General features: G+C 62.2%; 11 protein-coding genes. 1 reads left to right on the top strand and 10 read right to left on the bottom strand.

The window, feature by feature from the left end:
• Window positions 1-268 precede the first annotated feature (268 nt).
• The 10 genes from ACR30Z_RS07145 to ACR30Z_RS07190 all read right to left on the bottom strand — a co-directional run bounded on the left by ACR30Z_RS07145 (window position 269) and on the right by ACR30Z_RS07190 (window position 11,917).
• A complete protein-coding gene (locus ACR30Z_RS07145; protein WP_144648230.1) occupies window positions 269-892 on the bottom strand; it encodes a superoxide dismutase in 624 nt (207 codons plus the stop codon).
• Between the two features lie 174 nt (window positions 893-1,066).
• Window positions 1,067-2,047, bottom strand: a complete 981-nt coding sequence (whiA, locus tag ACR30Z_RS07150) for a DNA-binding protein WhiA (RefSeq protein ID WP_144648229.1) — start codon at window positions 2,045-2,047, stop codon at window positions 1,067-1,069.
• Between the two features lie 9 nt (window positions 2,048-2,056).
• Entirely contained in the window at window positions 2,057-3,073 is a 1,017-nt protein-coding gene (locus ACR30Z_RS07155; RefSeq protein WP_144648228.1) for a gluconeogenesis factor YvcK family protein, read from the bottom strand.
• Entirely contained in the window at window positions 3,073-3,996 is a 924-nt protein-coding gene (gene rapZ / locus ACR30Z_RS07160) for an RNase adapter RapZ (protein ID WP_144648227.1), read from the bottom strand. Before rapZ ends, ACR30Z_RS07155 begins: the two co-directional genes overlap by 1 nt.
• Before the next feature lie 52 nt (window positions 3,997-4,048).
• Window positions 4,049-6,064: an excinuclease ABC subunit UvrC gene (gene uvrC, locus ACR30Z_RS07165; protein WP_144648226.1), complete on the bottom strand. Its 2,016-nt coding sequence runs from the start codon at window positions 6,062-6,064 to the stop codon at window positions 4,049-4,051.
• Between the two features lie 61 nt (window positions 6,065-6,125).
• Window positions 6,126-6,794, bottom strand: a complete 669-nt coding sequence (locus tag ACR30Z_RS07170; protein ID WP_144648225.1) for a lysophospholipid acyltransferase family protein — start codon at window positions 6,792-6,794, stop codon at window positions 6,126-6,128.
• Window positions 6,781-7,497: an HAD hydrolase-like protein gene (locus tag ACR30Z_RS07175; RefSeq protein ID WP_144648224.1), complete on the bottom strand. Its 717-nt coding sequence runs from the start codon at window positions 7,495-7,497 to the stop codon at window positions 6,781-6,783. Before ACR30Z_RS07175 ends, ACR30Z_RS07170 begins: the two co-directional genes overlap by 14 nt.
• 112 nt (window positions 7,498-7,609) lie before the next feature.
• Window positions 7,610-10,537, bottom strand: a complete 2,928-nt coding sequence (gene uvrA, locus ACR30Z_RS07180; protein WP_144648223.1) for an excinuclease ABC subunit UvrA — start codon at window positions 10,535-10,537, stop codon at window positions 7,610-7,612.
• Between the two features lie 65 nt (window positions 10,538-10,602).
• Entirely contained in the window at window positions 10,603-10,983 is a 381-nt protein-coding gene (locus ACR30Z_RS07185; RefSeq protein WP_144648222.1) for a GntR family transcriptional regulator, read from the bottom strand.
• 154 nt (window positions 10,984-11,137) lie between these two features.
• Window positions 11,138-11,917: a trans-aconitate 2-methyltransferase gene (locus ACR30Z_RS07190; RefSeq protein WP_434371789.1), complete on the bottom strand. Its 780-nt coding sequence runs from the start codon at window positions 11,915-11,917 to the stop codon at window positions 11,138-11,140.
• A 70-nt stretch (window positions 11,918-11,987) separates the two neighbouring features.
• On the opposite strand from ACR30Z_RS07190, the gene ACR30Z_RS07195 reads away from it, so the two are divergent.
• Window positions 11,988-14,522, top strand: coding sequence for a DEAD/DEAH box helicase (locus ACR30Z_RS07195; RefSeq protein ID WP_434371790.1), 2,535 nt, complete (start codon window positions 11,988-11,990; stop codon window positions 14,520-14,522).
• Window position 14,523 lies beyond the last annotated feature (1 nt).

The raw sequence follows: 14,523 nt of genomic DNA on the forward strand, positions 1-14,523 counted from the left end.
GTCAATCTCCTTGGTGCTCTTGCAAGCACGCCTAGTGAGTCGGATTTAGTAAATTTCCAACTAACAGACCCCGCACGTCTTTGGGCAGAGGTGATTATCAGATCGGAGGGCGACCAGCCACGTTGCTGAAGGCTAACCGCCTTCCGTGATCCATCTTACGTTTAACTAAGCCTGCCCCCGCAACTGCGGAGGCAGGCTTTCCAGCATTTGGTCCCATTTCACGCAAAAAGTGACTTTTGTTACATCGGCGTGAACCGGAACTCACCAACTACAGGACGATGAGGCCCGTGGCGTTGGCGCGCGCAGCTTCGAACCGCTTGGCAACGTCTGCCCAGTTGGCGATGTTCCAGAAGGCCTTGACGTAGTCGGCCTTGACGTTGACGTAGTCCAGGTAGAAAGCATGCTCCCACATGTCCAGCATCAGCAGCGGGGTTGTGCCCACGGCCACGTTGCCCTGCTGATCGTAGAGCTGCTCGATGAGCAGGTTGCCACCGATGGGCTCGTAGGCCAGGAAAGCCCAGCCGGAACCCTGCAGGCCCAGCGCGGCAGCGCTGAACTGGGCGCGGAAGGCATCGAACGAACCGAAAGCATCGTCGATGGCGGCTGCGAGCTCGCCCTCGGGCTTGTCGCCGCCGTCCGGGGAGATGTTGTTCCAGAACACGGAGTGGTTGATGTGGCCGCCGGTGTGGAACGCGAGGTCCTTGGAAAGGCGGTTGATGTTGGCGTAGTCGCCCTTCTCGCGCGCTTCGGCCAGCTGCGAGAGCGCGTTGTTGGCGCCAGCAACGTAGGCCGCATGGTGCTTGCTGTGGTGCAGCTCCATGATCTTTGCCGAAATGTGCGGCTCGAGTGCTGCGTAGTCGTAGCCGAGCTCGGGCAGAACGTACTCTGTCACGAAATCCTCCAATGTAATGGACTGAAGTCCGGTTTGGTAACTCTCGTTATTTCATCCGACCAGCGGGCCGGCCGGAAATCCTTGGCGAAGAAACCTGCTCTTGCCTCCACCGGGAACAACCCGCGGTGGCCTCGCAGTATTTCCTCCGCACTTTTTCGATTCTATGGGTGTGGACTACTCGTCCATCATTTCGGGAGTCACATTTGCTTCAGTGCCCGGGATGCCCAAATCTGCTGCGCGTTTATCCGCCATGGCCAGAAGGCGGCGAATGCGCCCCGCAATGGCGTCCTTGGTCATCGGGGGGTCGGCAAGACGGCCCAGCTCGTCCAGGCTCGCCTGCTTGTGGGCCACCCGGAGCTCCCCCGCGTATTTGAGGTGATCCGGGACGTCGTCGCCCAGGATCTCCAAGGCGCGGTCCACCCTTGCGCCGGCTGCCACGGCCGCCTGGGCAGAGCGCCGCAGGTTGGCGTCATCAAAGTTGGCAAGCCGGTTGGCAGTGGCGCGGACTTCCTTACGCATGCGCCGTTCCTCCCAGACCATCAGGGCGTCGTGGGCGCCCATTCGGGTCAGGAGAGCCGCGATGGTGTCGCCGTCGCGGATGACGACGCGGTCAACGCCACGAACCTCCCGTGCCTTGGCCTGGATGCCGAGGCGGCGGGCAGCTCCGACGAGCGCCAAGGCCGACTCAGGGCCGGGGCAGGTTACTTCGAGCGAGGACGAACGTCCGGGCTCAGTAAGGGATCCATGCGCGAGGAAAGCGCCCCGCCACACTGCCTCGGCGTCCGCGGCGGAGCCGTTGACGACAACCGACGGCAAGCCTCGGACAGGACGGCCGCGTCCATCCAGCAGGCCGGTCTGGCGGGCAAGTGCTTCTCCGTCGCGGACAACGCGGACCACGTAGCGGCTCCCCCGTCGCAGCCCGCCGCCGGAGACCACAATGATCTCGCTCTGATGGCCGTAGACCTCTGCGATTGCCGCGCGGAGACGCCGGGCCGTGGAGGCGAGGTCGACCTCGGCCTCAATGACGATCCGTCCCGAAATGATGTGCAAGCCGCCTGCAAAGCGCAGCATTGCCGAAACCTCCGCCTTGCGGACTGAAGATTTCTTGATGTCCAGCCGGGACAGTTCGTCCTTGACCGACGCAGTAAGTGCCATCGTGTGTTCCTAACTGTTCCCGAAGATATCGTGGTACGCCGCTGCCAACAGCAGTGGATCATGGACGGGGCGGCGCCTCGACGCCCCTACTCTACCCAACACCACTTCGGCGCCGATCATCCCTGCGGCTTTCTCGAAGGCCTTGAGATCCTGGATGGCTGCGGGATCCGCAAGGACCACGTCCACGCTGAACTCAGGTGCATAGCGGCGCAGGACGTCCAAATGGTCGGCCGCCGTCATGCCTGATGTTTCTTTTGTTTCCACATCAAGGTTCATGGTGAGGCAGCGCTTGGCTGCAGTATCGCCCAGGGCTTGCCGAAGCTCAGGCAGGAGCAAATGCGGCAGCACAGAGGTGTACCAGGAGCCGGGACCGAGGATGACCCAGTCTGCGAGCTCTATCGCTGTGAGCGCCTCCGTGCAGGCCGGGGCGTCTTCGGGCAGGAGCGTGACCTCTTCCAACTTTCCGGCGACGGCGCATTTCGCTTGTCCCCGCACGGTCTGGAGCTCATGCCCGCCGCCTGGCAGCTCTACTCGCGCCTGCCCTTCGATGGTCAGCGGGACGCTGGACATGGGAAGCACCTGACCGCGGGCGCCCAGCAGGGCTCCAGCCCACTTCAAGCCGGCAACGGTGTCGCCGAGCAGTTCCCATAGTGTCACGATGAGCAAGTTGCCCATGGCATGGTTGTCCAGCGAACCACCCTTGGCCGATCCGGCGTCGAAGCGGTGCTGCATCACGTCGCGCCAAGTCCGCCCCCAGTCCGTGTCATCGCACAGGGCGCTCAAGGCCATCCGCAAGTCACCGGGCGGGAGGACGCCGTACTCGTCGCGGAGCCGCCCGGAGGAGCCGCCGTCGTCCGCTACCGTAACGATGGCCGTCAGCTCTGAGGTGAGCAGGCGCAGGGCCGACAAGGAGGCCGCCAGCCCGTGCCCGCCACCCAGGGCGACCACCGAGGGGCTCTTCTTCTGCTGGCTGCCTGGAACGCCCTTCGGCGGGATGAGGGGCAGCGGACCAGTCAGTACCCCCACTACTCGCGTCCCAGGTCGCGGTGGGTGGTGGTGACGGTGACGCGAGGATATTGTGCCAGGCGTTTGGAAAGCTCGACGGCGACCGCCACCGAACGGTGCTTGCCGCCGGTGCAGCCTACGGCCAAGGTGGCGTAGTGCTTGTTTTCTTGGCGGTACCCGTCCAAAACGGGTTCCAGGGCGCTGACGTAGCGGTCTACGAACTCATGCACGCCATCGGCGGCCAGCACGTAGTTGCTGACGTCCTCGTCGAGCCCTGTGTGGGGCCGAAGTTGCGGGACCCAGTGCGGGTTGGGGATGAAGCGGGCGTCGGCTACGAAGTTGGCGTCCACAGGCAGCCCGTATTTGAAACCAAAGCTCATGACGTTGAGCCGAAGGGTCACCGGTCCAGTGTCGCTGAACAGCTCGGTGATGGCCGTGGCAAGGCCATGGACGTTGAACTCGCTGGTATCCAAAACAATGTCGGCGTGTTCCCGCAGTTCCCGCAGGACCTCCCGCTCGATGCCGATGCCATCAAGGATGCGACCCCCACCTTGCAGGGGGTGAGGCCTCCTGCCTTGCTCGAACCGGCGGACCAGGACTTCATCGCTTGCGTCCAGGAAGAGCACCCGGAACGAAATGCCGGTGGCACTCAAAGCGCCCAGCGCAGTCTGGATGTCGGTGAAGAGATCCTTGCTGCGGACATCCACCACCACAGCCAGCTTGGGAATTGACTTGGGGGCATGGGAGACGATTTCGGCCAGCGTACCCAGCATTTGCGGAGGCAGGTTGTCCACGACGTACCAGCCGTGATCCTCCAGCGCATCCGAAGCGGTACTGCGTCCCGCCCCCGACATGCCGGTGACGACCAGCAGCTCCGCCTCCGGTGGCTTGACGGGCGTCATGCCGTCCTGCTCCGTGCCGGACCCTGCCGTTGCCTCATCCATCAATTGTCCCCGTTTCGTCGGAAGTGCTCAGTACAGCAAGTTCTAACCCTAGCTAAGATTCAAGGATTTCGCCGGTGGTCATGTTGACCGCGGGCGCTGTTTCATCAGTGTCCGCGGTGGAACCCAAATGCTGGACGACTGCAGCGGCCAGGGCCGGCCCGATGCCCTTGGCGGAAGTGAGCTCCTCCACGGATGCGGCCCGGATCTTCTTGAGCGAACCAAAATGTGCCACCAGGGCCTTTCGTTTGGCCTCGCCCAGGCCAGGCACACCGTCCAAAACGGAGACCGTCATGGCCTTGCCGCGCTTTTGCCGGTGGAAGGTGATGGCGAAACGGTGGGCTTCGTCGCGGATCCGTTGGAGAAGGTACAGTCCCTGCGACGTTCGGGGAAGGATCACCGGGAAGTCGCTGTCGGGGAGCCAGACCTCCTCCAAACGCTTGGCCAAACCCACCACGTAGACGTCGTCGATTCCAAGCGCGGCGAGGGCGCGCGCGGCGGCGTTGACCTGCGGTTGCCCGCCGTCCACCACCACCAGGTTGGGCGGGTAGGCGAACTTCGCCTTTGGCGCAGGCATGCTTGGGTCCGACGGCGGCACTTCACTTGCGGTCTTGGCGCCCGCCCTTGTCGGGTTGACGATCTCCCCGGACACTACCGGGACTTGTGCGGCCTTGTCCGTCAGGTAATGCCGGAAGCGCCGGGTCAGGACGTCGTGCATGGCAGCGGTGTCGTCCGCTGCCGCGGGACCGGTAATGGAGAACTTTCGGTAGTCCGATTTCTTGGGCAGCCCATCTTCGACCACCACCATGGAGGCCACCACGTTGGTGCCTTGTACGTGGGAGATATCGAAGCATTCGATGCGCAAGAGGGGAACCGGTATCTCGAGTGCTTCCTGCAGTTCCTGGAGCGCCAGGGAGCGCACGGTAATGTCGCCGGCGCGGCGGGTCTTGTGCAATTTGAGGGCTTGCTCCGCATTGTCCCGCACGGTGGACATCAAGGCAGCTTTGTCTCCGCGCTGCGGCACACGGATGTCTACCTTGGCGCCGCGCAACCCACCCAGCCATTCGGTGAGTTCGGCGTGGTTGCTGGGGTTCTCCGGTACCAGTACCTCCCGCGGGATGCGGCCTTGCACCTCGCTGTCTTCCCCGTACACCTGCTGAAGCAAGTGCTCAATGAGTTCCGGTGTGGTGGCGTCCTCGACTTTCTCCACCACCCAACCCCGCTGCCCGCGGACACGGCCGCCGCGCACGTGGAACACCTGCACGGAGGCTTCCAGTTCGTCGTCGTGCAACGCGAAGACATCTGCGTCGGTATCCTCCGCGAGGACCACGGCGTTGCGTTCAAAGACCTTGCGGAGGGCAATGATGTCATCCCTGAGTCCCGCGGCACGCTCGTAATCCAGCTCGGCCACGGCCGCCGTCATGTCCTTTTCAAGCCGTCCGATGAAGCGCTTGGCTTCGCCCCCCATGAAGGAACAGAAATCCTCGGCGAGGGCCCGGTGTTCATCGGGTGTGACCCGGCCAACGCAGGGGGCCGAACACTTGTCGATGTAGCCCAGGAGGCATGGCCGTCCACTGGACTGCGCCCGTTTGAAGACCCCTGCACTGCAGCTGCGGACCGGAAAGACCCGCAGGAGGGTGTCCATGGTTTCCCTGATGGCTCCAGCAGTGTAGGGCCCAAAGTACCGGGTGCCTTTCCGCCGCTCCCCACGCATGACCTGCACCCTGGGGTACTTCTCGCCCATGGTCACGGCGAGGTAGGGGTAGGTCTTGTCGTCGCGGAAAACCACATTGAAGCGCGGCTTGAATTCCTTGATCCAGGTGTATTCCAGCTGCAGCGATTCCAGTTCGCTGCCCACCACGGTCCATTCCACGCTACTGGCCGCGTGGACCATTGCGTGGGTTTTCGGGAGCAGCCCCGCAGGGTTGGCGAAGTAGGAGTTCAGCCTGGACCGGAGGTTCTTTGCCTTGCCCACATAGATGACCCGGCCATGGGGGTCGCGGAATCGATAGACGCCCGGGGTGGTGGGAATTTCACCCGTTTGGGGCCGGTAACTTGCTGGATCTGCCACGGTTCCAGTCTAGTGAACAGGACCGACAGCCATTGACAACCGTTCGGACGCGCTGCTGGCCCTAGTCCACCGACTTGCTCTGGTTGTAACTCGTGGAGCGTTCCTGTCCGCTGAGGAGGGCAATGGCGTCCATGATCTTGTCAGTCACTTCACGGCGTGCGGGCAACGAGTGGTCAGGGCCCGTTTTATCGAAGTACAGGGGCTCGCCGACCTTCATGGTGAAATGCTGCGGGCGTACGGCGTTCTTATCCGCAGGCTGCAGCTTTTCCGTACCGATCAGGCCCACGGGGATGACCGGCGCTCCGGTCGTCAAGGCAAGCCAGCCCACCCCGGTCCGACCACGGTAAAGGATGCCGTCACGGGACCGGGTTCCCTCAGGGTAAATGCCGATGCCTTTTCCGGATTCGAGAATGTCCAGGAGGGTCTTGAGCGCTTGTACGCTTGCCGCCTGCTCGCCGCGTTCAACGGGGATGGAACCTACGGCCTCGAAGAAGGACTTCATCACAGCGCCTTTGACGCCCTTGGTGGTGAAATATTCGGCCTTGGCGAAGAAAGCGACAGGACGGGGCATGAGGGCTTGGACGATGACACTGTCCAGGAAGGAAAGGTGATTGGGAGCAACGATGAACGGTCCCTCCTTGGGGACGTTTTCGAGTCCAATGACCGTAGGCCGGCATGTGGAGGAGATCAGTCCGCGGGTGGTCCACCGGATCGCATCAAAGACTGCCATCGTTTTGTACCTCGCTAAGGGCTGCCGCACGGACAGCGTCAAGTTCTTCAATTTTGTTTCGGAGTTCAAGCGCGGTTCCCACGACGGCTACCGCACCGGCTTCTTCCAGTTCGCCGTCCGGGGCGAATCCCCACGTGACGCCGATGCAGTCCAAGCCGTTGGCCATTGCGCCGGCGACGTCCTGGTGCCTGTCCCCCACCATCACCGCCGGCTGGGAATGGAGGTCCGCCAAAGCAGCGCCAACGATCTCCACCTTGCCGGACGTGGTATTCGCCCCCACGGACTCGTCATCCGCCGCTCCACGAATGGAGACGAAGAAATCAGCAATGTTGTGGTGCTCCAGCACGAGCTGCGCAATCGACTGCGGTTTTTGGGTAGCCACTGCCACTGGCCGGCCGGATTCGGCGAAGAACTCAAGGAGGTCGGATATTCCGGGGTAAAGCTTACTTTGGGCTATACCGGATTCCCGGTAATGGCGCCGATAGCGATCAATGGTTTCATCCACCAATTCCGCAGGGACGTTTGCCAAATGCAGGAGGGAGTCGCTGAGCTTGGGCCCCACCATGGAATTCAGTACGGCTTGTTCGGGAACGGGCAGGCCCATTTCCTGGAGCGCTGCCGAAATTCCTCCTGTGATACCACCTGCGGGATCGACAAGGGTGCCGTCCAGATCGAATATTACGGGCACCGTTGTTTGAGTCACCGGGTTAGTTTCTCACGAGTAGCGGCATGCCTGAAACTCGCATGCCGCTACCGGAATACTTCCTGGGTTGGAGAGATATTCCCTTGACAGCCTCATGGCCGCCAGTCAGGTACTAGCCCAGAATCTCTGCCAAGAAGGTAGCTGTGTGGCTGTCGGTCGATTTGGCAACTTGCTCCGGTGTGCCGGTGGCCACGATCTTTCCGCCACCCGAACCGCCATTCGGGCCCAAATCCACAATCCAGTCTGCGGACTTGATGACGTCCAGGTTGTGCTCGATGGTGATGACGGTGTTGCCTTTGTCCACCAAGCCCTGCAGCACCATGAGCAGCTTCCGGATGTCCTCGAAGTGCAGGCCGGTGGTGGGCTCGTCCAGGACGTAAATGCTGCGCCCGTTGGAGCGCTTCTGGAGCTCGGCCGCGAGCTTCACTCTCTGGGCTTCGCCACCTGACAAGGTGGTGGCCGGCTGACCCAGACGAACGTAGCCAAGGCCAACGTCCACCAGCGTGTTCAAATGCCGTGCGATGGGGGTGAAGGCGGCAAAGAACTCGGCGCCTTCCTCGATGGGCATGTTGAGGACATCGGCAATGGTCTTGCCCTTGTAGTGGACCTCAAGTGTTTCCCGGTTGTACCTGGCGCCGTGGCACACCTCGCAGGGCACGTAGACATCAGGCAGGAAGTTCATCTCGATCTTCAGCGTGCCGTCGCCTGAGCAGGCTTCGCAGCGCCCGCCCTTGACGTTGAACGAGAACCGTCCTGGCTGGTATCCGCGAACCTTGGCTTCGGTGGTCTCCGCGAACAGTTTGCGGATGTTGTCAAACACACCTGTGTAGGTTGCCGGGTTGGAACGGGGCGTCCGCCCGATGGGGCTTTGGTCCACGTGGACCACCTTGTCCAGGTGCTCCAGTCCAGCAACAGTCCGGTGGCGTCCTGCCACTTGCTTGGCGCCGTTGAGTTTATTGGCGAGGACCTTGTAAAGGATCTCGTTCACCAGTGTCGACTTGCCCGAGCCGCTCACGCCGGTCACTGCAGTGAAGAGTCCCAACGGGAACGTCGCGTCAACGTTGTTGAGGTTGTTCTCCCGTGCGCCGACAACCTTGAGCTCACGCTTTTTGTCGTACTTGCGGCGCTTGGCGGGGATGTCGATCTTGCGACGTCCCGACAGGTAGTCGCCGGTCAGGGAGTCGGTGTTCGCCAGGAGTTCCTTATAGGTACCGGAGTGCACCACCTGTCCACCGTGCTCGCCGGCTCCTGGTCCAATGTCCACTACCCAGTCGGCCTCATGAATGGTGTCTTCGTCGTGTTCCACCACAATCAAGGTATTGCCGAGGTCGCGCAGGCGGGTCAGTGTCTCGATGAGTCGCCGGTTGTCGCGTTGGTGAAGGCCGATGGACGGCTCATCCAAAACGTAAAGGACACCCACCAGGCCGGAACCGATCTGAGTGGCGAGACGGATGCGTTGGGCTTCACCACCGGACAAAGTACCCGAGGGTCGCTCAAGGTTGAGGTATTCCAAGCCGACATCCAGGAGGAAGGTCAGGCGGGCCTGGATCTCCTTCAGCACCTGGTTGGCGATCTGGGCTTCCCTGTTGGTGAGGGTCAAACTGCCCAGGAACTCTGCGCACTCGCGCATCGGCAGGGCCGCAACGGCGGCAATCGATTTTCCGTTAATGAGTACGGACAAGGAGGCGGGGTTGAGGCGCGCACCGTTGCACTCAGGGCACGGGATCTGGCGCATGTACTCTTCGTATCGGTCGCGGGCCCAGTCGGAGTCGGTTTCGCCGTGCTTCCGATGGACGTACTGAATGGCACCTTCAAAGCCGGTGCTGTACTTGCGTTCACGACCGAAGCGGTTCTTGTACTGGACAACCACTTTGTGGTCCTTGCCGTGAAGAACGGTGTTCCGCACGTCCTTGGGAAGCTTTTCCCACGAGGTCTTCATGGAGAAGCCAAGCTCGTGGGCCAGGCCCTCCAGGAGGCGGTTCCAGTACTCAGTAGTCGCTGTGCCCAAAGACCAAGGGGCGATGGCACCCTCGCCCAAGGACAGTTCCGGGTTGGGAACGATGAGTTCCTCATCCACTTCCAGCTTGGTGCCGATGCCGCTGCAGGCGGAACAGGCGCCGAAGGGGTTGTTGAACGAGAAGGAGCGGGGTTCGATTTCATCGATGGCCAGCGGGTGCTCGTTGGGGCAGGCCAGGTTCTCGGAGAAGGCCCGGATACGCGCGGGATCCTCGGCATCAAGGTCCACGAATTCAACCAGCACGCGCCCTTCAGCCAGGCCCAAGGCGGTCTCCACGGAGTCCGTAAGACGCTGGCTGATATCTTCCTTCACCACCAGGCGGTCCACCACGACCTCGATGGTGTGCTTGAACTGCTTTCCCAGCTTGGGAGGATCGCTCAGCTGAACGAGTTCCCCATCCACCCGGGCACGGGAATAGCCCTTCGCGGTCAATTCTTTGAAGAGATCAACGAATTCGCCCTTGCGCCCGCGAACCACCGGGGCGAGGACCTGGAAACGAGTGCCTGTCTCCAGTTCCAGGAGCTGGTCCACGATCTGCTGCGGCGTCTGCCGGGCAATGGGCTCGCCACAGACAGGGCAGTGCGGGCGGCCTACGCGGGCCCACAGCAAACGCATGTAGTCGTAGATCTCAGTGATGGTGCCCACCGTGGAACGGGGGTTCTTGCTGGTGGACTTCTGGTCGATGGACACTGCCGGCGACAAGCCTTCGATGAAGTCGACGTCGGGCTTATCCACCTGGCCAAGGAACTGGCGGGCGTACGCGGACAGCGACTCCACGTACCGGCGCTGGCCTTCGGCAAAAATGGTGTCAAAGGCCAAGGACGATTTACCGGAACCTGAGAGCCCCGTGAACACGATCATGGCATCACGCGGGAGGTCGAGATCCACGTTGCGGAGGTTGTGTTCCCGGGCACCCTTCACCACAAGCCGCGACAGGTCTGGCTTGCTCGGCTTCGTATCGGGAACGACGGAGACGCTCTTGGGAGAATCGATGGCGGTATCTTCAGCTAAGGCTTTGGGCACTTACCAATGCTAATCGAAAACTTCTTCGAATTTCCATGTCGTGCCTCACATGCTACTGATCGGTATCAATCGGCATCGTAGGCAGCTGCAAGAAGCTGCACTGCTTCGGCGAAGGAAGCCCCTTGAGCTTTCGCGGCGGCCGCATACTGCGCAGCGACATCAGCCAGCGCGCCCCAACGGTCATCCCGTGCGCACACCACCGTTCCATTGCGCCCACGGGTGGCCACGACGCCTGCCGCTTCCAACTCCTTGTACGCCCGGGCCACAGTGTGTGGAGCGACGTCGAGCACCCCGGCCAGGTTGCGCACTGGCGGGAGTTTAGCCCCGACGGCGAGGACGCCGGAGTCCGCCAGCTCAATGATCCGCAGCCGCAGCTGTTCAAAGAGCGCCACAGCGCTGGCCGTGTTGGGGCGCCAGACGCCCGGGAACTCCCCGGTGGGAGTCACGAGGAACTCCGGCCGTGTGCCCGCACCACTCGGTGCGGCTGAAGATTGAAGCGTCCTTGGTCCATGCCGAGAATTAGACCAGCGACGCCTGCATGGGACAAGCCATCGCACCGCCGGAACCTGATTGCTACGCAAAAGGCAGCAGACCGCCGGTTCATGCGTTCTTTCGCGCGACCGCGAAGATGCGACGGAACGGAAATACCGTTCCGTGGCTCGTCGCCGGGTAGGCCTCCCGCAGCAGCGCGGAGTACTGCTGTTCGAAGTCGGCGGCTTCTGCCGTGGACAAGGCCGCCAGCACCGGTCTGAGCCCCGTGCCGCGGACCCATTCCAAAACGGGATTCCCACCTTCCAGGACCTGCTGGTAGGTGGTCTCCCAAGCGTCAGCCGAGCATCCGGCGTCGAGCATGATGCCCAGGTACTCCGCAGGAGTGCCAACCGCGCCGTCGTGCCGCAGCACTCCGCCCAGCAGCGGCCGCCACTGCGGAGATTCGGCGAGTCCGCGCATCAGCGTGTGCGACGGCGACGTGAAGTTTCCCGGAACCTGCATGGCAAACCAGGCGCCGGGTTTCAGGGCAGCGAGCCAGTTGCTGAGCATTTCCCGATGGCCGGGAACCCATTGGAGGGCGGCATTGGTGACAACGACGTCAGTTTCGGGGTCAGGGGCCCAGTCGGCGATGTCTTCCTGCTCGAAAGTCAACTGGCTGGACTGCAGTGCCTGGCGTTCGGCCTTCTGCAGCATTTCCTCCGACGAGTCGATGCCCACAATCCGCGCTGCTGGCCAACGGTCCGTGAGCGTGGCCGTCAGGTTTCCGGGGCCACAGCCAAGATCCACCACGAGCCGCGGATCGCTGGATTGGACCCTCGCGACAAGATCATGGAACGGGCGGTCCCGATGATTGCCAAACTCCACATACTTGGACGGATCCCATTTCACAAAAGCCTCCTCGCATCCGGCACCACTGCTGGGCCGAGCCTAAACCGTCCGGGCACTAAGCTGGAAACCAATGAAACTTCTTGAGCAGCTCCCTGGTTCCACCGCTACCGGTCCCTTGGACCCGGACGAAATCTACACACGGTTCGTGGAGTGGACGGAGAGCCGCGGGCTGCAGCTGTACCCTGCGCAGGACGAAGCGATCATGGAACTCGCCGCCGGCGCCAACGTCATCCTTGCCACCCCTACGGGTTCGGGCAAATCACTGGTAGCCATCGCAGCCCACTTTGAGGCCATGGCCCGAGGTCAGCGGAGCTACTACACGGCTCCCATCAAGGCGCTGGTCTCGGAGAAGTTCTTCGCGCTGTGCGATATCTTCGGAGCCGAGAACGTGGGCATGATCACCGGTGACTCCGGTGTGAACCAGGACGCCCCCATCATCTGCTGCACGGCGGAGATCCTCGCCAACATCGCGCTGCGCGAAGGAGCGTCAGCGGAACTGGGCTCGGTGATCATGGACGAGTTCCATTTCTACTCCGATCCCCAGCGCGGCTGGGCCTGGCAGGTGCCCCTGCTGGAACTGCCCCAAGCGCAGTTCCTCCTGATGTCCGCCACGCTGGGCGACGTCAGCCGTTTTGAAACCGGGTTGACTGGGCTGACGGGCCGGGCGACCACTACGGTGAGTTCTGCCGAACGTCCCATTCCGCTGCATTACTACTACCACCTGACCCCGGTGCACGAGACGTTGGAAGAACTGCTCGCCACCAAGCAGGTTCCGGTGTACGTGGTCCACTTCAGCCAGGCTGAAGCCATTGAACGCGCGCAGAACCTCATGAGCATCAACATGTGCAGCCGCGATGAAAAGGACCGGATCGCCGAGCTCATTGCCGGCTTCAGGTTCGCCGCCGGTTTCGGAAAGACGCTCAACCGGCTGGTTCGCCACGGGATCGGGGTCCACCACGCCGGTATGCTCCCCAAATACCGCCGCTTGGTGGAGCAGCTCGCCCAGGCAGGGCTCCTCAAGGTCATTTGCGGCACTGACACTTTGGGCGTGGGCATCAACGTGCCCATCCGCACCGTTTTGTTGACGGCCTTGAGCAAATACGACGGCGTCCGAACCAGGGCGCTCAACTCCCGTGAGTTCCACCAGATTGCGGGACGTGCCGGCCGTGCCGGCTACGACACCGCCGGCACGGTGGTGGTCCAGGCCCCTGACCATGTGGTGGAAAACACCAAAGCCATGGCAAAGGCCACCGCCAAGTTTGGCGACGACCAGAAGAAGCTGCGCCAGGTGGTCAAGAAGAAGCCGCCGGAGGGATTCGTGTCCTGGGGCGAACCCACGTTCAATCGACTGGTTGAATCCGTTCCTGAGCCACTGACCTCAAGCTTTACGGTGACCCACGCAATGTTGCTCAACCTCATGGAGCGTCCGGGAGATCCCTTCCAGGCGACCCGTCGCTTGCTCACTGAAAACCATGAGAGCCGGCCTGCGCAGTTGCGGCTCATGAAGAAAGCCCTGGGGATCTACCGCGAACTGCTGGCTGCGGGCGTCGTGGAGCGCATCCCGGAAGAGGAGCAGGAAGCAGAAGGACGGTCAGTCCGTCTGACCGTTCACCTGCAGGCCAACTTCGCCTTGAACCAGCCCCTCTCCCCCTTCGCGCTTGCTGCCTTGGAACTACTCGATCCGGAGTCGCCGTCGTACGCCCTTGACGTGGTCTCCGTCATCGAATCGACGCTGGAGAAGCCGCGCCAGATTCTCTCAGCCCAGCAGAAGAAGGCACGCGGCGAGGCCGTGGCCGCCATGAAGGCTGATGGCATCGAGTATGAGCAACGCATGGCCATGCTGGATGAAGTCACCTATCCGATGCCATTGGCGGAGATCCTGGGCGAAGCCTTTGAGGTCTATCGCAAAGCGGCACCGTGGGTGGGCGACTTCGAGCTTGCACCGAAATCGATCATCCGTGACATGTACGAGCGCGCCATGAATTTTGGTGAGTTCGTGCAGTTCTACGGCCTGGCCCGCTCGGAAGGTATCGTCCTGCGTTACCTGGCTGACGGTTTCCGTGCCCTGCGCCAGACCGTTCCCCAGGACTCGCTTCGTGAGGATCTTGAAGACCTCATTGCGTGGTTGGGCGAACTGGTGCGCCAAGTGGACTCCAGCTTGCTGGACGAATGGGAAGAGCTCACGTCGGGATTGACGCCGACGCCGCATGATGCGCCACCGCCCCCACCGCCGCTGCTGACCTCCAATATCCGGGCCTTCCGGGTGATGGTCAGGAACGAGATGTTCCGCCGCGTTGAACTCTTTGCGGACGAGGACTCAGCTGCCTTGGGCGAACTGGACTCCGATGCCGGCTGGGATGCTGACCGCTGGGAAGAGGTCCTGGACGACTACTTCGACGAACACGACGACATTGGGACCGGGCCGGATGCACGTGGACCGGGCTTACTCATCATCACTGAGGAAGCCGGAGTGTGGAAAGTCCGGCAAATCTTCGATGACCCGGCCCGCAACCACGACTGGGGCATTTCGGCTGACGTTGATTTGGCAGCTTCTGACGAGACAGGCACCGCCGTGGTCCGCGTGACCGACGTCAACAGGCTGTAGC

Source organism: Paenarthrobacter sp. FR1 (assembly GCF_051106045.1).
Lineage (GTDB): Bacteria > Actinomycetota > Actinomycetes > Actinomycetales > Micrococcaceae > Arthrobacter > Arthrobacter nitroguajacolicus_A.